Raw genomic sequence first — 20665 nt, forward strand, 5'->3', positions numbered from 1 at the left:
ATTACTCGACTTTTAGACTCATTAAATATTTCGTCAGAGCATTAATTTGCTCATCAGTCAAGTTTCCATATGTACCCGCCATTTTATTCCCTGGTTTCACACTATTAGGATCTTTCAACCATTTTTTTAAGTTGGCTTCAGTATGATCTAAAATACCAGCAATGCGTTCGCGATCGCCAAAGTTTGCTAAGTTTGGCGCCGTACGAGCTTGTTCTGGGCGCTTGTCAACCGGAGTAACGGCATGACACCCAATACAGCTTTTATTGAAGATTTCTTCACCTTGTTTAGCAACTGGATCAGTTACAACAGGCTTAGCGTGTTTCATTTTTTCTACCCATTGATCAAATTCTTTTCTAGGCAACGCTTTTACTTTAAAGTCCATTAACGCGTGCGACGGACCGCAAAGCTCCGCACATTTTCCGTAGAAAATACCGCCCGCTTTGTCTGCCGCCTTTTGGTCAAATTCTAACCAAAATTGGTTTTTATTCTCTGTGTTTGTATCCATTTTTCCGCCGACGGCTGGAATCCAGAACGAGTGTTTTACGTCAGATGATTTTAAGTTAAAATACACTCGCTGGTTTGTCGGAACAACTAAATCTTGGCTTGTAATAATGCCGTAGTCAGGGTATTCGAATTCCCACCAATAAAGATTCGCACGAACATTGACCACAACGGTATTTTTGTCGCGCTTCTCCTTATTCATTGGCTTCACATCAGCAAGCTTAAATGTTGCAGAAACCGTCGGAACTGCCAAAATAATTAAAAGTAAAATCGGAATGACAGTCCAAATAATTTCAAGCTTATGGCTTCCTTCCACTTGCTTTGGAATTTTCTTTTCTTCACCTTTACGTTGCCGGAAGCGAATGACAACGTATACAAAGATAATCGTGACAACAATAATTACAAGAACCATAATGGCCGTACTGAGCAGCATAAGTGAATACTGCATATGTGCTACTTCACCGGCTGGCTGAAGCGTCGATAAAAACGGCTTGCCACAGCCAGCTAATAGAAGCGCCATTACACTAAAAAGAGAAAATAAGCGCCAATTGAGTAGCCATTTTTTCATAGCCTAATCAAACCCCTCTTTCTTTAAATAAAATATATAAATTCTTTCTCTGAAGTATTAGAAAGAATTATAAACAAGCTTTAGTCAATCGTGACAATGACCATCGTAACAAATAAAATTGTTAAATAATTTAACGAATAGATAAACATCCATTTTGCCCATTTAATGTCATCTTTCATTTTAAATCCGTAAAGTCCTAAAACAAGCCAACCCACATTTAATAACGTAGCAATGATTAAAAATGGGACGCCTAGAGAAAACAAATAAAATGGAAGTGGCAATAAGCAAGCAACCCAAACGACAATTTGCCGCTTTGTCATCGCAAAACCATGAACGACTGGCAACATTGGAATTCCTGCAGCGCGATACTCCTCGCAACGCTTCATCGCCAAAGCTAAGAAATGAGGTGGCTGCCATAAAAACATTAGCAAGAATAAAACGAGCGGAACCACATGGAAGTGCGGGTCAACTGCTGTCCAACCAATCACAGGAGGTACCGCACCAGAAACGCTCCCAATCACTGTATTTAACGTGTAATTCCGCTTAGACCACATCGTATATAAAAATACGTATGTGATAACGCCAATCAATCCAACGATAGCTGCTGTTACCGTTGTCATTAACAAGCTAAGCGTTCCCACGACCGTAAGAAGAATGCCTAGCCATAGGACACGCTTTGGATCCATCGTTCCTGTAACAGTCGGTCTTGTTTTCGTCCGCTCCATTAAATGGTCAATATCGCGGTCGATAAAGTTATTTAAGCTACAAGAACCAGCAATGATCAGCGCAGACCCAAAAAGGGTGAAAAACACGATCTGAAGGTTTTCTAGAAAACCTTCTCCCATAAAATAAAAAGCTAGCCATAAACCTGTAAACGTAGTAATTAAATTAGAATTGACAATTCCAATTTTCACAACAGATAAAATTTCTTTCCACACATTTATATGCTCGTGAGGACGTTCATTCGCTTGAACAGTCGCTTCATCGATTGCTCTCGGATTAGCCATGATTCATTCCTCCTTACTGCAGCGTAAAACCATTGCGCCGACTTACCAAAAACTATATATCTTACCGTATTGTAACACATTTTTAAATGAAACGTGTTGTCTCTATATATTAAATCACATTTTCTTGACGAATTGTGAATTTTTTTTGAATAATTTGTGTCAAATTTTCGTAGCAGTGGAAATGGCACGTTATAAATAATAAAAAACGAAAGCGCTTTAATTATATATTTCATTAATATTTCTAGCAAACTTATCGGCAATATTCAAGATTTTTCAATATAATTAAGCGGAGATTTGTTTTTCCAGCAAGATATATTGTAAAATGGTGTTGATTTATGCTAATGTGTTTGGCATAGCTAAACCTATACCTTACTAGATTATTGACATCATTTCGATTTTTCTATACAAGAAGGTGAAGATTTTGCAGCGTTCATTAAAATGGTTTTCCTTATTAACGACATTGGCGATGTTATTTGTGCTGATTGGAGGGGCTTTAGTAACAAAAACTGGATCTGGCATGGGGTGTGGTCGTTCTTGGCCGCTTTGCAACGGCGAGCTTATTCCCTCCACAATTACTCCCGAATTAGTCATCGAGCTTAGCCATCGCGTCGTGTCCGGTCTAGCCGGAGTGATGGTGCTCGTATTATCGGTTTGGGTATGGCGCGCGATTGGGCATATTCGCGAAACAAAGTTTTTAGCGATCGTTTCGTTTGTTTTTCTCGTCCTTCAAGGTTTAATTGGCGCAGCAGCTGTCGTATGGGGACAGTCTGGTTTTGTTCTTGCCTTACATTTTGGAATTTCGCTTATTTCGTTCGCCTCTGTGTTCTTATTGACATTGTTAATTTTTGAAGTCGATAAAAAATTTGATGCCGAATCGTTAGTCATCGATTCAAAAATGAAATTTCATATTTACGGAATTATCGCTTATTGTTATATCGTCGTCTATACAGGCGCGCTTGTGCGTCATAAACATGCGAGCTTAGCGTGTCCTAGTTGGCCACTTTGCTCGAATACGCGCATCATTCCTGTTCAACTTCACGAATGGATTCAAATGGGGCATCGTCTAGCTGCTGGTTTGATTATCATTTGGATTTTCATTGCGACTGTTCGCGCCGTGAAGTATCATAAGCATCAACGCGTGATTTATTGGGGATGGATCGCTGCATTCATTCTTGTATTGTTGCAAATGGGAACCGGCGCACTCATCGTGTTTACAGAATTGAATTTATACGTTGCCTTAGCGCATGCCCTCTTTATCTCTTGTTTATTTGGCGTACTCAGTTATTTAATGCTGCTAGCTGTACGCAGCAAGCGCAATCAGCAACAACAACTGTCATTGAAGCAAGAACAAGAGGTACAAACCATTTCGTCAATGATTGTAAAATAAAAAAAGCGCTGGATGTTTCCAGCGCTTTTTTCTTATCCAGCTCTCCGCTGCCAAATGACCTCCCTCTCGGCGTCAAACACCCCTGCGGATGAAGAACATTTATCTTCAAGGAAGCTAGGATAGCAACATTCACCGCTTACTCGCAGGACGTGGCAGTATTAGGAAAAACTGAACCGCTTTCTCTTTTTTTATTTTGTCAGCTCAATCAGCAAATCACCTGTTTGAATCGCATCTCCATTTTTCACATAAATATCTTTAATAATTCCAGAAAACGGTGCTTGCACCGTCGTTTCCATTTTCATCGCTTCTGTAATCATCAAATGATCGCCCTTGTTTACTTTTTCACCTTTTTCCACTAACACTTTCACGACCGTTCCCGGCATAGTTGCTGCAATATGATTTGGATTCGTTCGATCTGCTTTTACCCGCTCGGCAACGGCTGACTTAATGCTTTCATCGCGAATGATGACTTCACGCGGTTGTCCGTTCAATTCAAAATAGACGACACGCGTGCCATCCGCTTGCGGCTGACCGATGGCGACTAATTTGACAATTAGCGTTTTTCCTTTTTCAATTTCGACTTCAATTTCTTCTCCGAGCCGCATGCCATACAGGAACGTCGGCGTATCAAGAACGGAGATATCACCGAATTTTTCGACCGTTTGTGTATATTCAAGAAATACTTTCGGATAAAGGGCATAGGCGATCGCATCAAAATCCGTTACTTCCCGATCTAACGTATGGAACAATTCTTCTTTAATTTTGTTAAAATCAACTGGCTCTAACAATTCTCCCGGTCTGACCGTAATCGGTTCACGCCCTTTTAAAATGATGCGCTGCAACTCTTTCGGGAAGCCGCCGTGCGGTTGTCCTAAATACCCTTCGAACATTTCGACGACGGAATCCGGAAAATCAAGCGTTTCCCCGCGCTCATAAATATCTTTTTCCGTCAAATTGTTTTGCACCATATAAAGCGCCATATCCCCAACGACCTTAGAAGACGGTGTCACTTTGACAATATCGCCAAACATATCGTTAACGCGGCGATACATTTCTTTTACTTCATCCCAACGGTCTCCGAGTCCGACAGCTTTCGCTTGTTGCTGAAGATTGCTATATTGTCCGCCTGGCATTTCATGCATGTATACTTCCGTATGCGGAGCATTCATGCCGCTTTCAAACTCTTGATAAAACTTGCGAACATCTTCCCAATAACGAGAAAGTTGTTCTAGTCCATTAATGTCGATATGTGGTGCGCGTTCTGTTCCTTCTAACGCGTAATACAACGTATTGGCACTTGGTTGCGATGTTAACCCTGCCATGGAACTAACGGCCACATCAACAATATCGACTCCCGCTTCAATCGCTTTAGCGTACATATAAATGCCGTTTCCGCTCGTGTCATGCGTATGAAGATGAATCGGAATGTCCACCGTTTCTTTTAGCGCAGAAATAAGCACATAGGCCGCTTGCGGCTTTAACAAGCCTGCCATATCCTTAATCGCCAAAATGTGTGCACCGGCTTTCTCTAATTCTTTTGCCAACGATTTATAGTAATCGAGATTATACTTTGGACGCGCCGAGTCTAAAATATCCCCGGTATAACAAATAGCTGCTTCCGCAATTTTTCCGGTTTGTCGAACCGCATCAATCGCAACCGTCATTCCTTTAACCCAGTTTAAACTATCAAAAATGCGGAAGACATCAATGCCGGCATGGGCAGACTTTTCGACAAACTCGCGAATGACATTGTCTGGATAGTTTTTATAACCAACTGCATTGGCCGAACGCAGCAGCATTTGGAATAATACATTTGGAATTCGTTCACGCAACTTCAATAAGCGGTCCCATGGGTCCTCTTTTAAGAAACGATAAGCAACATCGAACGTTGCCCCACCCCACATCTCAAGCGAAAACAAGTTTGGCAATAATCTTGCTGTCGGTTCTGCAATATGAACTAAATCGGTCGTCCGCACTCGCGTTGCCAACAGCGACTGATGCGCATCGCGGAATGTCGTATCTGTTAAAAGCACTCGATTTTGCTCTTTAATCCAAGCGACAAGCCCTTCAGCGCCTTTTTCCTCGAGAATTTGTTTTGTTCCGTTTGGTATCGGCTTAGAATGGTCCACTTTTGGAATACGCGGCTTTTCAAAGACCGGTTTCTTTTTCTTGCCGATTCCCGGAAATCCATTAACCGTTACATTGCCGATATACGTAAGCATTTTCGTACCACGGTCTTTCCGTCTTGGGAAAACAAATAATTCCGGTGACGAATCAATAAATGATGTGTCATACTCTCCTGATAAAAACTTCGGATGTTGAACGACGTTTTCTAAAAACGGGATATTTGTTTTAATGCCACGAATACGGAATTCACGCAAGTTACGGAGCATTTTTCTTGCCGCTTGTTCAAATGTCAATGCCCACGTAGATAATTTTACAAGCAATGAGTCGTAATATGGTGTAATGACTGCTCCTTGGAAGCCATTTCCGGCATCCAGTCGGACACCGAATCCGCCGCCAGAACGGTATGCCATAATTTTGCCGGTATCAGGCATAAAGTTATTTAACGGATCTTCTGTAGTGACACGCGACTGAATTGCATAGCCGTTAATGCGAATATCCTCCTGTTTTGGAATGCCGACTTTCTGGCTATGAAGCGAATGTCCTTCGGCAATGAGAATTTGCGACTGGACGATGTCAATTCCTGTAATCATCTCTGTAATCGTGTGCTCGACTTGAATGCGAGGATTCACTTCGATAAAATAAAACTGGTCGCCAGACACAAGAAACTCTACCGTTCCTGCGTTCACGTAACCGACGTTTTTCATCAATTTGACTGCTGCTTCACAAATGTCATGGCGCAGCTTTTCTGATAGTGAAACGCTCGGTGCGACCTCTACCACTTTTTGATGGCGACGCTGCACGGAACAATCACGTTCATATAAGTGGACGATATTTCCCTCATAGTCCCCAAGAATTTGCACTTCAATATGTTTCGGTTTTTCAATGAGCTTTTCGACGTAAACTTCATCGCTACCGAAAGCGGCTTTTGCTTCCGATTTTGCACGCTCATACGCTTCTTTTACTTCCGCCTTGGAGCGAACAATCCGCATTCCGCGTCCCCCGCCACCTAAAGCAGCTTTGATGATAATCGGATAGCCGTATGCTTCTCCAAAACGAATCACTTCTTCTAAACTAGGCACCGGCCCATCGCTGCCTGGAATGACAGGGATTCCCGCTAATTCCGCTTGATGGCGCGCTTTTACCTTATCGCCGAACATATCTAAATGTTCTTCGTTTGGTCCAATAAAAATAATTCCTTCTTCTGCACAACGTTTCGCAAATTGAATATTTTCTGAAAGAAATCCGTAGCCCGGGTGAATCGCATCGACGTCATGGGCTTTTGCAATTTCAATAATTCCCTCGATATCTAAATATGCTTCGATTGGCTTTTTTCCTTCGCCAACTAAATACGCTTCATCGGCTTTATAGCGATGGTAAGAGCCGGCATCTTCTCTTGAATAAATGGCAACTGTTCGAATGCCGAGCTCATTACACGCACGAAATACACGAATGGCAATTTCACCGCGGTTTGCGACAAGTACTTTGTTGATTCGACGAATTTTCATGACACTTGCTCCTCTCCCTTCTTTCTAATAAAACTATAACGGTTTTTTCAATTTGTAAATACGTTTTCTAAAAAGTCAGACCTCTTTTTTGCAATTTTTTTGTTGGATTCATAGGTTTTGCGTTTTCTTTATACTTCGCTTCATACTTCGTAAACATCGATACGTTCACTAATACACCGAGCGAAATCATAAAAAGAACGAGAGAAGAGCCACCATAACTCACAAGCGGCAGCGGAACGCCAGTAATCGGAATCAGTCCTGTCACCCCGCCGACATTAATGAATGTCTGAATCCCGATCATCGCGGAAACACCAACCGCAATCAAACTGCCAAATGCATCGTTGCACTTTCTCGCAATCCATAATCCGCGTAGCACGATAAATGCTAGTAATCCTAACACAAATGTTACTCCAAACAGCCCTAATTCTTCGGCAATAATCGACATAATAAAGTCCGTATGCGACTCAGGTAAATATCCGTACTTTTGAATACTTTTCCCCAATCCGAGCCCCTTGATTCCGCCTAAACCGATGGCTATATAAGAATTGACTAGCTGAAACCCTTCATCATCAGCGTATTTAAACGGATCTAGAAAGCTATAAATACGCGACATGCGCTCTTTTGAAAAAATTTCATCTCCGATGAACGGGAAGAGAAGCGGAAAAACGACAGCCATAATCATCATAAAAAACAACAATTGTTTCCATAACAAACGGAAGCTCAATCCTGACGAGAGGATTAGGCAGGCAGCAATTAATAAAACAATCGTCGCTGTCCCGAAATCCGGCTGAATCGCAATAAGAAAACAAATAAATAACGTATAATAAATCGGAAATACTTTCGCCCGGGCTGGTTGTGATAGCCTTTTCTGCTTATTGGCAAATACAGCAGCCAAATAAATGATTAAGCCCAATTTTGCCAGCTCAGCCGGTTGCAGGTTAAAAAAACCTAACTGAAACCAGCTCGTCGCATTGTTCGCCGTATGACCGACGAACGCGACAGCAATCAAAATGACAGGCATTAGAAAAAAAATAAATTGCACAATTTTTTTGTTCGCCCATATTTTATACGGTACAATGAGCGCAAAGAAAAACCCGATCATCGCAATAATCAACCATATTTTTTGTCTTTGATAAAAATAATCGCTTGATACTCCAAAGCGAATAACGGCTGACACCATGCTGGAACTATACACCATAATCAGACCGAACGCTGAAAGCATAAAAATTGCAATAATTAAAGGGTAGTCGTAAGATTTTATAATTTTTTTCATTAACTGCTTATCCATCTTCCCTCTTCCTTACCCACTATTGTACTATAATTAATTCGTAATAAAGTTCGCTTTTCCTTCCAAAAACACAAAAACTCAAACGATTGTCACCATTTCAACCGTTTGAGTTAACGTTTATCATTATCGTACGCGTTTTTTCGTAGAGGCTTCATGAAGCGTCGAAAGCTCCCGTTCTAATGTATCAAGAAGCGCTTTCCCATCTTTTTCATCGACAAGACCTAAGCGAATCGCAAAATCGATTTCACGGGACAACCCAAACATTTGCGTATCAAGCACTTCTTCGTAAAGAGGGCATTGGGGCATTGTTAAGTTATCCATCTGTACTTGAATAAGCTTGACAATTTTATCCGCATCCGATTTTAGAAGCGCGTACGCTTTTTCACGGTAATTCATCGCATCATCTGTCACATCCATCCCTCCGTTCTCCCCTAATCCTTCTATAAATCTTAACGTGAAATGCGGAATTTTGCAAGATGAAAGACTTGTCACGAATGATTGGACATGACAAACGGCTTATTTATCATTATACTAAAAGCAGTGAACCGTATAGAGGAGGATCGCCATGGACTACATTATCCCCATTACCGGAAAAGTAAAATTCTCGATTACGCTTGATCCCGGTGTATGGATTTTCGATGACCGAAAAGTCGATTTGCTTACCTATTTTTCTGGCCAAAGCGAGGAAGAACCACAAGAAGAGGATGAAATAAAAAAGATTTCTGCTTATTGGGACCGTGAAATTCAGGAAGGAGCGGTATCACCGCCAACATTAAAGACAGAAAAACGATTTGCGAAGGAAAAAATCATTACAGGAACATTCGCCATGCCCCTTGTACCGTTTTTACGAAATGCTGAGCCTCTTCCAGAAGCAACGACGCTTACAATTGTAACAGAGCATGAGGAAATAACGATTCCACTTGAACAAGCATATGAAGCCATTCTTGGGTTTTCGAAAGACGGAAAACCTTTAAAGGAAGATGGACCTGTCCATTTTTACTTCGGAGATGGTTCGAACCGTGAGAAACCGATTACGCATGTGCGTCAATTCATTGTAGGCTAAATTCGGATGTCTCATCCACGATGAGACATCCGTTTTATGCATCTTACAATAAATCAGCGGCCAGCTGCGCAAGTCCAGAACGTTCTCCTTTAATAAGGCGAACGTGCCCAGCAATTTTTTGATCTTTAAATTTTTCAACGACATACGTAAGCCCATTATTATATTCATCAAGGTATGGATGGTCAATTTGTTCCAGATCCCCCATTAAAATAATTTTACTTTTTTCTCCGACGCGAGTTAAAATCGTTTTCACTTCATGTTTCGTTAAATTTTGTGCTTCATCGATAATAATGAATTGCTCCGGCAAACTGCGCCCGCGTATATACGTGAGTGCCTCAACCTCAATCGACCCCATTCCCGCTAAAATCGCATCTAATTCTCCCGGCTTTTTCGTATTAAATAAATATTCAAGGTTGTCGAAAATCGGTTGCACCCACGGCCTTAATTTTTCTTCTTTCTCGCCGGGTAAAAAGCCAATGTCTTTTCCGACCGGAACAATCGGACGAGCGACGAGCAATTTTTTATATGTACAAAGATCTTCTGTCTGCATCAACCCTGCCGCTAGTGCAAGAAGCGTTTTTCCCGTTCCGGCTTTTCCGACTAAGGTAACAAGCGAAACATCATCGCGCAGCAATAGCTCAAGCGCCATCGTTTGCTGAACATTTCGCGGGCGAATCCCCCATACATGTTCATGATGAAAGATGAGCTTCTTCACCTTTTTCCCTGTATAATCTACAATCCCAAGCGCAGATGTAGAACCGCCCAATGTATCTTTCATGATAATAAATTGATTCGGATAAAACGGGTGATTAGCAATTTCTGACAGAACCAATTCCCCTTTTTCATAAAAGCGACTTAAATGTTCAGCGCTTATGTATAGCTCGAGAAACCCTGTATAAATATGGTCAATATCGACAACACGATCGCTTAAAAAATCCTCCGCTTGCAACCCAATCGCATCCGCTTTGACACGGACAAGCGCGTCTTTACTTACTAAAATGACGGATCTCCCATTTTCTTTCGTTTGTTCTTCAAGAGACAAATTTTTTGCCACTGCTAAAATACGATTATCATTTGTTTTTTCAACAAAAATTTCCTGAAGCTGTTGAAAGGAGCGATGATTTAACTCGATGCGCAACACTCCACCGTTCTCTAAAGGAATTTTTTCATGAAGTTTTCCATTTTCGCGCAAACGGTCGATGAGTTTTGACACTTGACGCGCATTCCTCCCAATTTCATCCATATACCGTTTTTTCGAGTCCACTTCTTCCAATACAACAGCTGGAATGACAACTTCGTTATCCTCAAAGGAAAAAATAGAGTAAGGATCTTGCAATAATACATTTGTATCTAAAACATATATTTTTTTTCCCAAATTCCCACGCCCCCCTACTTAATTTATTTTTGGACGATCTGTTTGGACGGGACTTTTGTTTATATAGTATGAGGCAATGCATAAAGATAGAAGAATGTCTGCAAAATAAAGTAAAAAAATACAACCGAGGTGTAAAACATGAAGATTGGGCGTCAGATGCTTGTTTTATTTTTTATGATGGTTGCTTTAAGTGCCTGCAATGTCACTAATAAGCAAAACGAGGCAAACGAACGATCATTGGTTCAAGTGAAAAATACCGCTGATGAGAAAATAACGAATAAATCAGGGCAAGCGATTGCAAAACATCTTGCTACATTAGCTAATCGCGTGCCAAACGTAAACGACGCAACAGCCGTTGTCGTTGGAAAGTATGCGATCGTCGGTATTGATGTCAATTCCAACATCGATGCTTCACGGGTTGGAACCATCAAATATTCCGTTGCAGAAAGTTTGCAAAAAGACCCATACGGAGCTAATGCGATTATTATCGCTGATCCTGACTTATATGCACGGTTAAATAATATTGCCAAGCAAGTAGATAACGGCCGTCCCGTACAATCCTTTATGAATGAGCTTGCCGACATTGTCGGGCGCGTTATGCCTGAAGTTCCGAGCGATTTATTTAATCAAAAAAACGAGCAACCGACAAAAGAAAACGACTCACAACTAAACAAACGCGAAGAGCAGCAGTTAAACAATCGACAAGAACAGCAATCCAATGATTATTTGAATAAATAAGAGCTTAGCCGTCATCGGCTAAGCTCTTATTTATTACGCATTGCGTAAAGCGGCCATCACTTGATTGTCTAACTTAGCAGCCGCCTGAGCATCATATGTTTTCTCATACTTCGGTTCCACCGAAATTTTCGAACCGTAAAACATGACATCACGTACTTCGGTAATGGCCACTTCTACTAAGGCTAGCTTAAGAGGAACCCCTTCTATTTTTTCGACTTTAATGCTTGCTTTCCCACTAATCGAATACGTCGATTCGTTGGCGATAAGATTGACGACAATAAGCGGATTTTGTTGAATGTTTTGCACGATGCGCGAACGGTTATCAACGGCAAAATAAATGCGGTCATCACTCGGTGCGTAAATCCACGAAACTGCACTGACATTCGGGCCGCCCGTTTCATGGTCAATCGTCGCAATCGTGACAAACCGCTCTTTTTGTAACGCTTGGAATAACGGTTCAATCAATTTTGTTTCCACTACATTTGCCATGAAAAATCCCTCCAAAACGGTATTTATTTTAATGATATCTATTTTCTCCAAAAGTGGAAAGGAAAAAAGGGTTCGATCGCTAATAAAAAAGCGTGATATAATGAAAATAAGTTTATCAAACGATGAGGTGGACTAATGAGAGTAAAATGTGTGCTTTGCGATCAAATTGATGTCCTTGATGATGAATCATTGCTTGCGAAACGGTTGCGCAACCGCCCGATTCATACATATATGTGTGAGAAATGTTATGAACGTATTGCCGAAAAAACAAAAGCGCGCCTGGCAACAGGAAAATTTCGGGTTTATCGCTCCAAAACATCTCATGATGAATGGTAAAAAACAGGTTATAGAAGGTAGCGCGACATCATATTAGGGCTGGTGTTAAAGGCGGTCCAACCGCTGACCAAAATTCAAGTATATGTGAATATCGGTTTTACTCTGGTTCTTTGTATGGTTCCGAGTACATCGAATTTTTCTTTTATTACTTGTTTCTATTTATTTTGGAATTACATTTACGTTGATCGTTGAAAAGAAACAAGCCGCTCTTTTATGAAAAAACAGCTTATCGCATTTATGCTGATAGCTCTCTTGGCTTGTTCAAAAGAGACTCCTAAAATCGATGACATGCGCGCTCTATTCGCTGGACAATTGCACACCTTTTATATACATTTAGCCGTGTGCTGTTCAAAACAACATAAGCACCACCGTTGATGTCAATAATTTCGTACAAAAAACCGAGCTCGTTACAGCTCGGTTTTTATAACGGATAATTCATATATTTTTCAGGTTCACGCTTGATTTGCTCTAGCATTACATCAATAAGCTCGGCGGGAAAACGAGTTGTTTTTCGCTCCTTCTCCTTATCATAATGAACGATGTACATATCTTTTTCTTTTTTCACGGTCATGTTCGTGACATGAAAATCGTTCTTCAAAATTTCCACAAAGAACGCAGCTGTTTCTTGAGCAGCCTGATCATCAGGCCGCTCATTCGCAACAACTTGAATCGTCAGCCAATTATAAAGGGCATCTTGCAGGGACTTCATCGTTTCACCGCCTTATCTCTGCGTTTGCCTCTCGCTTTTTCGCTTGATGAAGACGAACTTTATAAATGATTAAGACAAGCGCAGCGACAACCAATCCTTCAGCAACCGGTAAAAACACAGCAAAAAAGGTTAAAATTGTACATCCTAACGCCAGCAACACATAAATAATGACGTTTTTTAACAACGGCAGCTTTTTGGCAAATCCAAGGCGGTACACAATAGCCGAAAGAATAAGAACGGTAACATAAAGAAACCACATCCCTTGTTCGGGATGCGTATGAACTTTATATAATGAAGCAAAAAAGGAAAGCCGGTCAACCACATTCATCGTTTTCCCTCCTTATTATTTTATTTTGCTTGCTCCGCTGCTTTCTTTTTCTTCGCAAGCTTTTCCCGCTCGTTTTTATCTAAAATTTTCTTGCGCAGGCGAATCGATTGCGGCGTCACTTCACAATATTCGTCATCATTTAAGTATTCTAATGCTTCCTCAAGCGTCATCAAGCGCGGCTTTTTTATCGTTACCGTTTGTTCTTTTGTGGAGGAACGAATGTTGGTGGCATGCTTCGTTTTGCAAATATTAACAACCAAATCATTTTCGCGCGTATGCTCCCCGACAATCATTCCTTCGTATACTTCCGTTCCCGGCTCAACAAAAATTGTGCCGCGATCTTCCACTTGCATAATGCCATATGTCGTCGCTTTCCCTGTTTCCATCGAAATTAATACCCCTTGACGTCGACCGCCGACTTGACCTTTTTGCACTGGTGCATAATGATCGAACGAATGATTCAAAATTCCGTACCCGCGCGTCAGCGACATAAATTCTGTGCGGTAGCCAATTAAGCCGCGTGCCGGCACCATGAAAATGAGGCGGACTTGTCCATTTTCGTTATGAACCATATCCACCATTTCTCCTTTACGCATACCGAGCGACTCCATAATCGCTCCTGTATACTCTTCAGGAATATCAATTTGCACCCGTTCAATCGGCTCGCAAAGCACGCCACCGATTTCTTTCATAATCACTTCCGGTTTCGACACTTGTAATTCAAAGCCTTCGCGACGCATATTTTCAATTAAAATCGATAAATGTAGCTCTCCACGGCCAGAAACAATCCATGCATCTGGTGAGTCCGTATTCTCTACGCGCAAACTGACATCCGTTTCTAATTGCATGCGTAGACGTTCTTCAATTTTTCGCGCCGTCACATACTTTCCTTCCCGACCAGCAAACGGGCTATTGTTCACTAAAAACGTCATTTTTAACGTCGGTTCATCAATGCGCAATGCCGGCAAGGCCTCTTGATGATCAATCGGACAAACCGTTTCTCCGACATTAATATCTTCCATTCCCGATACCGCAACAATATCTCCCGCTTCCGCCTCGGTAATTTCGATTCGTTTTAAGCCTATAAAGCCAAACAGTTTCGTCACGCGAAACGTTTTCACTGAACCATCTAACTTCATTAATGCGACTTGCTGTCCAACTTTCATCGTGCCGCGAAAGATGCGACCGATACCAATTCGCCCGACATAATCGTTATAATCAAGAAGAGCCACTTGAAATTGTAACGGCTCTATCCGATTATCAATGGGAGCAGGAATATGCTCAATAATTGTCTCAAATAACGCTGTCATATCGCTATCTTGCTTGTGTGGGTCAAGGCTAGCCGTTCCATGTAATGCCGATGTATAAACGACAGGAAAATCAATTTGTTCCTCTGACGCTCCTAATTCAATAAATAAATCAATAACCTCATCGACAACCTCTTCCGGCCGCGCAAACTCGCGATCGATTTTATTAACGACAACAATCGGTGTTAACCGTTGCTCAAGCGCTTTTTTCAACACAAAGCGTGTTTGCGGCATACATCCTTCATACGCGTCCACTACAAGCAGAACCCCATCAACCATGCGCATAATGCGCTCTACTTCTCCGCCAAAATCAGCATGCCCCGGCGTATCTAAAATATTAATGCGCGTATTTTTATAATGAATCGCTGTATTTTTCGCCAAAATCGTAATGCCGCGCTCCCGTTCTAAATCGTTTCGGTCTAAAGCGCGCTCTTCTACATGTTCGTTCGCACGGAACGTTCCGGATTGGCGCAACAATTGATCTACTAACGTCGTTTTCCCATGGTCAACATGGGCAATGATTGCGATATTTCGAAGATCTTCTCGCTTTTTCACTATGGTCACTCCTATGTGTATAATCGCTCGTTTATTATATCATAAAAGAGGATAGAAAAGCGGTATGTTTTCGTGTAGACTAAAGGGAAGAAGGCATTATGAGGAAAGGGGATTTCCATGAAATCATTTCACCCGATATTTTTATTCTTTGCCATACTAGCAGCATCATCAATTATGGCGATCGGTATTTTCATCGCTGAACAAAGCGTGATCGGTATCATCGTTTCTATTATTGCCTTTATCATTATTATGGGAGTAGGGTTTGCGACGAAAAAGCGAATGCGCGAAAAAGGATTATTGTAAAAACGGGGCAACGAAAAAGCTTGTCCCGTTTTTTAGTGATGTATATATTTTTGTAAAATTTCTTCATGAAGTCCCGGTTTGGAGACGAATACAGAATTTTTTCCAAGCAAATTAAGCGGCTCACCATATAAGTTCGTCACAATACCACCGGCTTCTTCGACGATGACAAGTCCACCAGCAAAATCCCACGGCGACAATCTCATCGTAATGTAGGCATCTAAACGACCAGCAGCGATATACGCCATTTCAAGAGCGGCAGAACCGTATGAGCGCGTTCCTCTCGCTTCTTTAACAAGCGGAGCGAGCACGTTCGGGTCAATATGTTTATTTTCAGTAATCCATGTTGCATTGACAGAAATGATGGACTCACGGATGGAAACCGGCTGTAAGCGTGGAAGCTGTTTGTCATTAAGAAAAGCCCCTTCGCCTTTCTTCGCATAATAAAGCTCATCGTGAACAACATCATAGATATACCCAAGCATTCCTACACCATTTTCAAAAATGCCAATGGAAATCGCAAAATTTCGCTGTTGATGAATAAAATTCATCGTCCCATCAATCGGATCAATGATCCATACAATCCCGTCTAGTGTTGATAATTCATCACCAAATCCTTCTTCCCCAAGCACATGGTGATCCGGAAAGGTGCTTCTAATTTTCTCAATGAAAAATTGCTCTGTTTCGCGGTCGACATTCGTCACTAAGTCTTTTCGATCGGATTTCGTTTGAATCGTTAGCTCGGTCTGAAACGTTTCCTGAATTCGTTTTCCTGCTTCTTTCACCCATTGCTGAGCGTATTGGTCAATCTGTTTCCACTTCGTATCCATGCTTGTTCCTCCTACACCTTGTTGTAAAAATACAGCAGCTATAAACATATATGTACGAATATAAATTAGAATAATGCAATTTTGCGCATTCAGCAAGAAAAAACGAACCGTTTTGGTTCGCAAGTACGCCTTTTGCTTATACTTGAAGGAGACGCATTAGCTCTTGGCGTAATTTCTCTAATCTCCGCTTGCATTCTTTTTTCTTTTCTTCATCATTTTCTATCATCGCCTCATAAAGAGTCGCCAATTCGTAATCAAGTTCGAGTCGCAACACTGCCATCCGTTTTTCTCCATCCGTCCGCTTGACCTGATTCACTGTTTTTTTCATGAGCTAGGCACCCCTTTCCGTATAGTCCCCGAAGCCGCCAACATAAATAACAAAATTTTCTGATACTTATTTTGTTTATATATATTATGTTGCGAAAGGGGGCTATGCAACAAATTTGTGCCTTTGTCTATTCTCTATTGTGTACAATGCTTTCCAAAAAACTTTTACTCCATTTTAATCCAGTCACCATTTTTGGCTTCTTTCGCTTTTTTAATGACATGGTAAGAGGAATAGCCGCTTGTTTTGGTAAATTCGTCACAAAGTTTTTTCTCCTCGCTTTTGCTCGGAACAATCTCCTTAAAGCGGCGGTAAGCGCTCATGAGCTGTTCTCGTTCCATTCCTTTTTCATATACGGTTTCCACCGCTTCAAAAAATTTAATGACATCAATAATTTCTTGCGTTGTCCAATCGTACGAAATCGGGTATGAATAATTCATTGATGACACCTCCACCGTTAGTTTGCCCATCGATTGCGAATTTGTTCCGCCTCGCCGATCATCCGCTTAAATAATTCCGCTACTGTCGGAACATCACGAATCAGCCCCATCACTTGTCCGGCCCATGCGAATCCTTCGTTCGTTTTTCCTTCATAAATAAATCGACGATTTGCTTCTCCACTTATGTATTCTTTTAATTGTTCATACGTTCCACCTTGTTTTTCAATCTGCAAAATTTTCTCTGTCCATTCATTGGCGATAGCACGTCCCGGTACACCCAGACTTCGTTTAATCACAACCGTATCATGCTCAGAACCTTTAACCAACATTTCTTTATACACCGGATGAGCATGAGCGCATTCTTTTGTTGCGATAAATCTCGTGCCCATTTCAATCCCTTCTGCTCCGAGTGCTAACGCTGCCATTAAGCCGCGCCCATCGCCAATTCCACCTGATGCGATCACCGGAATTGAAACCGAATCGACAACTTTCGGAATTAACACAAATGTCCCGGTGTCATGTTTTCCTAGATGTCCACCACCTTCTTGGCCGACGACCATCACAGCATCCGCTCCTAGCTCCTCCGCTTTCACCGCCTGACGCACAGCCGCAACGAGCACTAATTTTTTCACATTCACACCTTTTAACTGATCAAAAAAAGGAGCCGGATTTCCCCCCGTTACCGATATAACAGAAACCTTTTCCTCTATCGCTACTTCAAGCATATGCGCAAATGGACGACCATGTTGTCCGATCGCGAAGTTCACACCAAAGGGACGGTCCGTTTTTTCTTTCACTTTTTTAATTTCCTCGCGTAATTTCTCTGGTGTTTCTAATGACATCGCTGTAATTTGTCCCAATCCGCCCGCATTGGAAACAGCCGCTGCCAAATCGGCGTAGGCTAAATACGCAAGTCCGCCTTGAATAATCGGATATTTAATGCCAAGTAATTCTGTTACTCGTGTTTTCCATTGCATCGTTTCTCCCTCCTCTGTATCCAGTATACTATGTTTCTACCCTCTTTACCTATTTTCCTGTTTCTTCTTATCCAAATGTCAAAAATGATTCTTTGCAAACCAGAAAATAAGTGCTATAATGCATTTGTTTTATTTCTACTTTATGCAAAAAGAGGTGTGAAGAATCGTTGTCACAGTTAGAAACACCGTTATTTACTGGACTCTTAGAACATATTAAAAAAAATCCTATTCAATTCCATATTCCCGGACATAAAAAAGGAACGGGAATGGATCCTCAATTTCGTGAATTCATTGGTGAAAATGCATTAGCCATCGACTTAATTAACATCGGCCCATTAGATGACTTACATCAGCCAAAAGGAATGATTAAGCGGGCGCAAGAGCTTGCTGCTGAAGCGTTTGGTGCCGATTATACATTTTTCTCTGTACAAGGAACAAGCGGGGCGATTATGGCGATGGTCATGTCCGTTGCAGGCCCTGGGGACAAAATCATTGTTCCGCGCAATGTTCATAAGTCTGTTATGTCAGCAATTGTGTTTTCCGGAGCTACACCAATTTTTATTCATCCGGAAATTGATAAAGAGCTCGGAATTTCTCATGGAATTACACCGGAAGCGGTAGAAAAAGCGCTAAAACAACATCCGGATGCTAAAGGGGTTCTCGTCATTAACCCAACTTACTTTGGAATTGCTGGAGATTTGAAAAAAATCGTTGAAATCGCGCATTCATTTGGCGTTCCTGTCCTTGTTGACGAAGCTCATGGAGCACATATTCACTTTCATGAGGACTTACCCCTTTCAGCGATGCAAGCAGGGGCTGATATGTCAGCATCAAGTGTTCATAAACTCGGCGGTTCAATGACACAAAGCTCGATTTTAAATGTTCGTGAAGGACTTGTATCGGCGAAACGGGTTCAATCGATTTTAAGCATGTTGACAACCACTTCTACTTCCTATTTGTTGTTAGCATCATTGGATGTCGCTCGCAAACGCCTCGCTACGGAAGGACGGAAATTAGCGGAAAAAGCGATCCGTCTTGCGGAGGAAACTCGCAAACAAATTAACGAAATTCCATATTTATATTGTGTCGGAAAAGAAATTTTAGGAACAAAAGCGACATATCACTATGACCCAACGAAATTAACTATCTCAGTGAAAGAGCTTGGATTAACGGGATATGATGTCGAGAAATGGCTGCGTGAAACGTATAATATTGAAGTCGAGCTATCCGATTTGTACAACATTTTATGTATTGTTACACCGGGAGATACCGAACGAGAAATGAACATTTTAGTTACTGCTCTTCGCCATTTATCAGAGCAATTCCGCCATCAAGCAGCCAAAGGGGTTAAGCCGAAAGTGCTGTTGCCAGACATTCCAGCTCTTGCGCTAACTCCACGCGATGCATTTTATGCGGAAACAGAAGTCGTTCCATTTAACGAATCAGCGGGACGAATTATCGCAGAATTTATTATGGTGTACCCGCCAGGAATTCCTATTTTTATTCCGGGTGAAATTATTACACAAGAAAACTTAGACTATATTAAAAAGAATTTAGAAGTCGGGCTGCCGGTACAAGGGCCAGAGGATGATACGTTGCAAACGTTACGTGTCATTAAAGAGTACAAACCGATTCAATAAAGAAAAGCGCAAGCGAACCGTGCTTGCGCTTTTCTATTTTAAAGGGAAGCTCAATTTTCCTTCTCAAATCCACTTCTCTTCTCCATTCAAAAAACAGCTTGTCAAATTTAAATACCGAGGAAATTGATTCTTTATCCCTGACCTATTTGATGTATAATTGACATCAAGTAAAAATAAACGGGGGGATTGAAATTGGAATTAACGTCAATATTATCATTTTTAGGAGTGGCAATCACACTCACACTCATACCTGGCCCAGACATTTTGTTTGTGATTACCCAAAGTATATCACAGGATAAAAAAGCAGGTATCGCAACTGCACTCGGTCTTTGTTCAGGGTTAATTGTACATATAACGGCTGCAACCCTTGGAATTTCAGCAATCGTTTATCAATCAGCAGTAGCTTTTGCAGCAGTAAAATATGCTGGAGCTGCTTATTTATTATATTTAGCTTGGCAATCATTTAGAGAAAAAGAGCCTGATTTTATAATAAGCAACAACGAGCCTTTAAAGTATCAATTATTGTATAAAAAAGGAATTTTAATGAATCTTCTTAATCCGAAAGTTTCTTTATTCTTTTTAGCATTGTTACCTCAATTTGTGGATAAAACAATAGGGCATGTATCGATACAGATGCTCATTTTAGGAATAATTTTCCTCGTTCAGGCTTTAGTTATTTTTGTAACCGTTAGCGTGCTTTCAGATAAAGTGCGTTATCTATTAATAAATAATCGATTTTTCTCAAAGAAAATCAACATAATAAAAGGTTTGTTATTAGGATTTATTGGATTACAAATTGCATTCAGCAAAAAATAAAATATTCAATAATTTGCTTTTCCTGTTATAGGTAAACACAAATCAGCAAGTCTC

The 20665-nt window shown here is 41.2% G+C and carries 21 protein-coding genes; 7 read left to right on the plus strand and 14 right to left on the minus strand.

The window, feature by feature from the left end; genetic code table 11:
• Nucleotide 1: 1 nt before the first annotated feature.
• The gene (gene coxB, locus HNR31_RS04405) at nucleotides 2–1069 is read right to left on the minus strand and encodes a cytochrome c oxidase subunit II (RefSeq protein WP_181555054.1); all 1068 of its coding nucleotides are present in this window, start codon (nucleotides 1067–1069) and stop codon (nucleotides 2–4) included.
• An 80-nt stretch (nucleotides 1070–1149) separates the two neighbouring features.
• The gene (cyoE, locus tag HNR31_RS04410) at nucleotides 1150–2076 is read right to left on the minus strand and encodes a heme o synthase (protein WP_181555055.1); all 927 of its coding nucleotides are present in this window, start codon (nucleotides 2074–2076) and stop codon (nucleotides 1150–1152) included.
• Between the two features lie 421 nt (nucleotides 2077–2497).
• Between cyoE and HNR31_RS04415 the strand changes: the two genes are divergently transcribed.
• Entirely contained in the window at nucleotides 2498–3463 is a 966-nt protein-coding gene (locus HNR31_RS04415) for a COX15/CtaA family protein (RefSeq protein WP_181555056.1), read from the plus strand.
• Nucleotides 3464–3651: 188 nt separating this feature from the next.
• Here the strand turns inward: HNR31_RS04415 and pyc are convergent, their stop codons facing one another.
• The 3 genes from pyc to HNR31_RS04430 all read right to left on the minus strand — a co-directional run bounded on the left by pyc (nucleotide 3652) and on the right by HNR31_RS04430 (nucleotide 8794).
• Nucleotides 3652–7095: a pyruvate carboxylase gene (pyc, locus tag HNR31_RS04420; protein ID WP_181555057.1), complete on the minus strand. Its 3444-nt coding sequence runs from the start codon at nucleotides 7093–7095 to the stop codon at nucleotides 3652–3654.
• 67 nt (nucleotides 7096–7162) lie between these two features.
• Nucleotides 7163–8383: an FtsW/RodA/SpoVE family cell cycle protein gene (locus HNR31_RS04425; RefSeq protein ID WP_181555058.1), complete on the minus strand. Its 1221-nt coding sequence runs from the start codon at nucleotides 8381–8383 to the stop codon at nucleotides 7163–7165.
• 123 nt (nucleotides 8384–8506) lie between these two features.
• Nucleotides 8507–8794 carry a YlaN family protein gene (locus HNR31_RS04430; protein ID WP_181555243.1) on the minus strand — a complete coding sequence of 96 codons (288 nt, stop codon included), beginning with the start codon at nucleotides 8792–8794 and terminating at the stop codon, nucleotides 8507–8509.
• A 154-nt stretch (nucleotides 8795–8948) separates the two neighbouring features.
• Between HNR31_RS04430 and HNR31_RS04435 the strand changes: the two genes are divergently transcribed.
• On the plus strand, nucleotides 8949–9446 hold the full coding sequence (locus HNR31_RS04435; protein WP_181555059.1) for a peptidyl-prolyl cis-trans isomerase: 498 nt from the start codon (nucleotides 8949–8951) through the stop codon (nucleotides 9444–9446).
• Between the two features lie 43 nt (nucleotides 9447–9489).
• Here the strand turns inward: HNR31_RS04435 and HNR31_RS04440 are convergent, their stop codons facing one another.
• A complete protein-coding gene (locus HNR31_RS04440) occupies nucleotides 9490–10821 on the minus strand; it encodes a PhoH family protein (RefSeq protein ID WP_181555060.1) in 1332 nt (443 codons plus the stop codon).
• A gap of 156 nt (nucleotides 10822–10977) precedes the next feature.
• Between HNR31_RS04440 and HNR31_RS04445 the strand changes: the two genes are divergently transcribed.
• A complete protein-coding gene (locus HNR31_RS04445) occupies nucleotides 10978–11559 on the plus strand; it encodes a YhcN/YlaJ family sporulation lipoprotein (RefSeq protein WP_258561015.1) in 582 nt (193 codons plus the stop codon).
• A gap of 33 nt (nucleotides 11560–11592) precedes the next feature.
• On the opposite strand, the gene HNR31_RS04450 is transcribed toward HNR31_RS04445, so the two are convergent.
• Entirely contained in the window at nucleotides 11593–12048 is a 456-nt protein-coding gene (locus HNR31_RS04450) for a pyridoxamine 5'-phosphate oxidase family protein (RefSeq protein ID WP_181555062.1), read from the minus strand.
• Between the two features lie 135 nt (nucleotides 12049–12183).
• Between HNR31_RS04450 and HNR31_RS04455 the strand changes: the two genes are divergently transcribed.
• On the plus strand, nucleotides 12184–12384 hold the full coding sequence (locus HNR31_RS04455; protein WP_181555063.1) for a YlaI family protein: 201 nt from the start codon (nucleotides 12184–12186) through the stop codon (nucleotides 12382–12384).
• Between the two features lie 421 nt (nucleotides 12385–12805).
• On the opposite strand, the gene HNR31_RS04460 is transcribed toward HNR31_RS04455, so the two are convergent.
• From HNR31_RS04460 to typA, 3 genes are read right to left on the minus strand one after another with little or no spacing between them, the layout of a single operon-like run.
• Nucleotides 12806–13093 carry a hypothetical protein gene (locus tag HNR31_RS04460; RefSeq protein WP_181555064.1) on the minus strand — a complete coding sequence of 96 codons (288 nt, stop codon included), beginning with the start codon at nucleotides 13091–13093 and terminating at the stop codon, nucleotides 12806–12808.
• Nucleotides 13094–13097: 4 nt separating this feature from the next.
• A complete protein-coding gene (locus HNR31_RS04465) occupies nucleotides 13098–13421 on the minus strand; it encodes a YlaH-like family protein (RefSeq protein ID WP_181555065.1) in 324 nt (107 codons plus the stop codon).
• 20 nt (nucleotides 13422–13441) lie between these two features.
• Nucleotides 13442–15286, minus strand: coding sequence for a translational GTPase TypA (typA, locus tag HNR31_RS04470; protein WP_181555244.1), 1845 nt, complete (start codon nucleotides 15284–15286; stop codon nucleotides 13442–13444).
• A gap of 114 nt (nucleotides 15287–15400) precedes the next feature.
• Here typA and HNR31_RS04475 point away from each other — a divergent pair, with 114 nt between their 5' ends.
• Nucleotides 15401–15586: a DUF5325 family protein gene (locus tag HNR31_RS04475; protein ID WP_181555066.1), complete on the plus strand. Its 186-nt coding sequence runs from the start codon at nucleotides 15401–15403 to the stop codon at nucleotides 15584–15586.
• Nucleotides 15587–15618: 32 nt separating this feature from the next.
• Here the strand turns inward: HNR31_RS04475 and HNR31_RS04480 are convergent, their stop codons facing one another.
• From HNR31_RS04480 to HNR31_RS04495, 4 genes are all read right to left on the minus strand, one after another.
• Nucleotides 15619–16413 (minus strand): inositol monophosphatase family protein, encoded by a 795-nt coding sequence (locus HNR31_RS04480; protein WP_181555067.1) that lies wholly within the window; start codon nucleotides 16411–16413, stop codon nucleotides 15619–15621.
• 136 nt (nucleotides 16414–16549) lie between these two features.
• Nucleotides 16550–16741 carry a hypothetical protein gene (locus HNR31_RS04485; protein ID WP_181555068.1) on the minus strand — a complete coding sequence of 64 codons (192 nt, stop codon included), beginning with the start codon at nucleotides 16739–16741 and terminating at the stop codon, nucleotides 16550–16552.
• 164 nt (nucleotides 16742–16905) lie between these two features.
• Nucleotides 16906–17178, minus strand: a complete 273-nt coding sequence (locus HNR31_RS04490) for a UPF0223 family protein (protein WP_181555069.1) — start codon at nucleotides 17176–17178, stop codon at nucleotides 16906–16908.
• Nucleotides 17179–17195: 17 nt separating this feature from the next.
• Entirely contained in the window at nucleotides 17196–18155 is a 960-nt protein-coding gene (locus tag HNR31_RS04495) for an NAD(P)H-dependent flavin oxidoreductase (protein WP_181555070.1), read from the minus strand.
• 167 nt (nucleotides 18156–18322) lie between these two features.
• Here HNR31_RS04495 and HNR31_RS04500 point away from each other — a divergent pair, with 167 nt between their 5' ends.
• Together HNR31_RS04500 and HNR31_RS04505 are read left to right on the plus strand one after the other, a co-directional pair.
• Entirely contained in the window at nucleotides 18323–19795 is a 1473-nt protein-coding gene (locus HNR31_RS04500; RefSeq protein ID WP_181555071.1) for an aminotransferase class I/II-fold pyridoxal phosphate-dependent enzyme, read from the plus strand.
• 192 nt (nucleotides 19796–19987) lie between these two features.
• Complete coding sequence (locus tag HNR31_RS04505; protein ID WP_181555072.1) at nucleotides 19988–20611, plus strand: LysE family translocator; 624 nt, start codon at nucleotides 19988–19990, stop codon at nucleotides 20609–20611.
• Nucleotides 20612–20665 lie beyond the last annotated feature (54 nt).

Source organism: Thermaerobacillus caldiproteolyticus (assembly GCF_013761245.1).
GTDB lineage: Bacteria > Bacillota > Bacilli > Bacillales > Anoxybacillaceae > Thermaerobacillus > Thermaerobacillus caldiproteolyticus.

Bases quoted from the DNA above. Each gene is read 5' to 3' on its own strand.
- HNR31_RS04485 (WP_181555068.1), bottom strand. From the start codon at position 16,741: ATGAAAAAAACAGTGAATCAGGTCAAGCGGACGGATGGAGAAAAACGG.
- HNR31_RS04425 (WP_181555058.1), bottom strand. From the start codon at position 8,383: ATGGATAAGCAGTTAATGAAAAAAATTATAAAATCTTACGACTACCCT.
- HNR31_RS04465 (WP_181555065.1), bottom strand. From the start codon at position 13,421: ATGAATGTGGTTGACCGGCTTTCCTTTTTTGCTTCATTATATAAAGTT.
- HNR31_RS04490 (WP_181555069.1), bottom strand. From the start codon at position 17,178: ATGAATTATTCATACCCGATTTCGTACGATTGGACAACGCAAGAAATT.
- cyoE (WP_181555055.1), bottom strand. From the start codon at position 2,076: ATGGCTAATCCGAGAGCAATCGATGAAGCGACTGTTCAAGCGAATGAA.
- pyc (WP_181555057.1), bottom strand. From the start codon at position 7,095: ATGAAAATTCGTCGAATCAACAAAGTACTTGTCGCAAACCGCGGTGAA.
- HNR31_RS04495 (WP_181555070.1), bottom strand. From the start codon at position 18,155: ATGCAATGGAAAACACGAGTAACAGAATTACTTGGCATTAAATATCCG.
- HNR31_RS04450 (WP_181555062.1), bottom strand. From the start codon at position 12,048: ATGGCAAATGTAGTGGAAACAAAATTGATTGAACCGTTATTCCAAGCG.
- HNR31_RS04475 (WP_181555066.1), top strand. From the start codon at position 15,401: ATGAAATCATTTCACCCGATATTTTTATTCTTTGCCATACTAGCAGCA.
- coxB (WP_181555054.1), bottom strand. From the start codon at position 1,069: ATGAAAAAATGGCTACTCAATTGGCGCTTATTTTCTCTTTTTAGTGTA.
- HNR31_RS04435 (WP_181555059.1), top strand. From the start codon at position 8,949: ATGGACTACATTATCCCCATTACCGGAAAAGTAAAATTCTCGATTACG.
- HNR31_RS04445 (WP_258561015.1), top strand. From the start codon at position 10,978: ATGCTTGTTTTATTTTTTATGATGGTTGCTTTAAGTGCCTGCAATGTC.
- HNR31_RS04460 (WP_181555064.1), bottom strand. From the start codon at position 13,093: ATGAAGTCCCTGCAAGATGCCCTTTATAATTGGCTGACGATTCAAGTT.
- HNR31_RS04455 (WP_181555063.1), top strand. From the start codon at position 12,184: ATGAGAGTAAAATGTGTGCTTTGCGATCAAATTGATGTCCTTGATGAT.
- HNR31_RS04480 (WP_181555067.1), bottom strand. From the start codon at position 16,413: ATGGATACGAAGTGGAAACAGATTGACCAATACGCTCAGCAATGGGTG.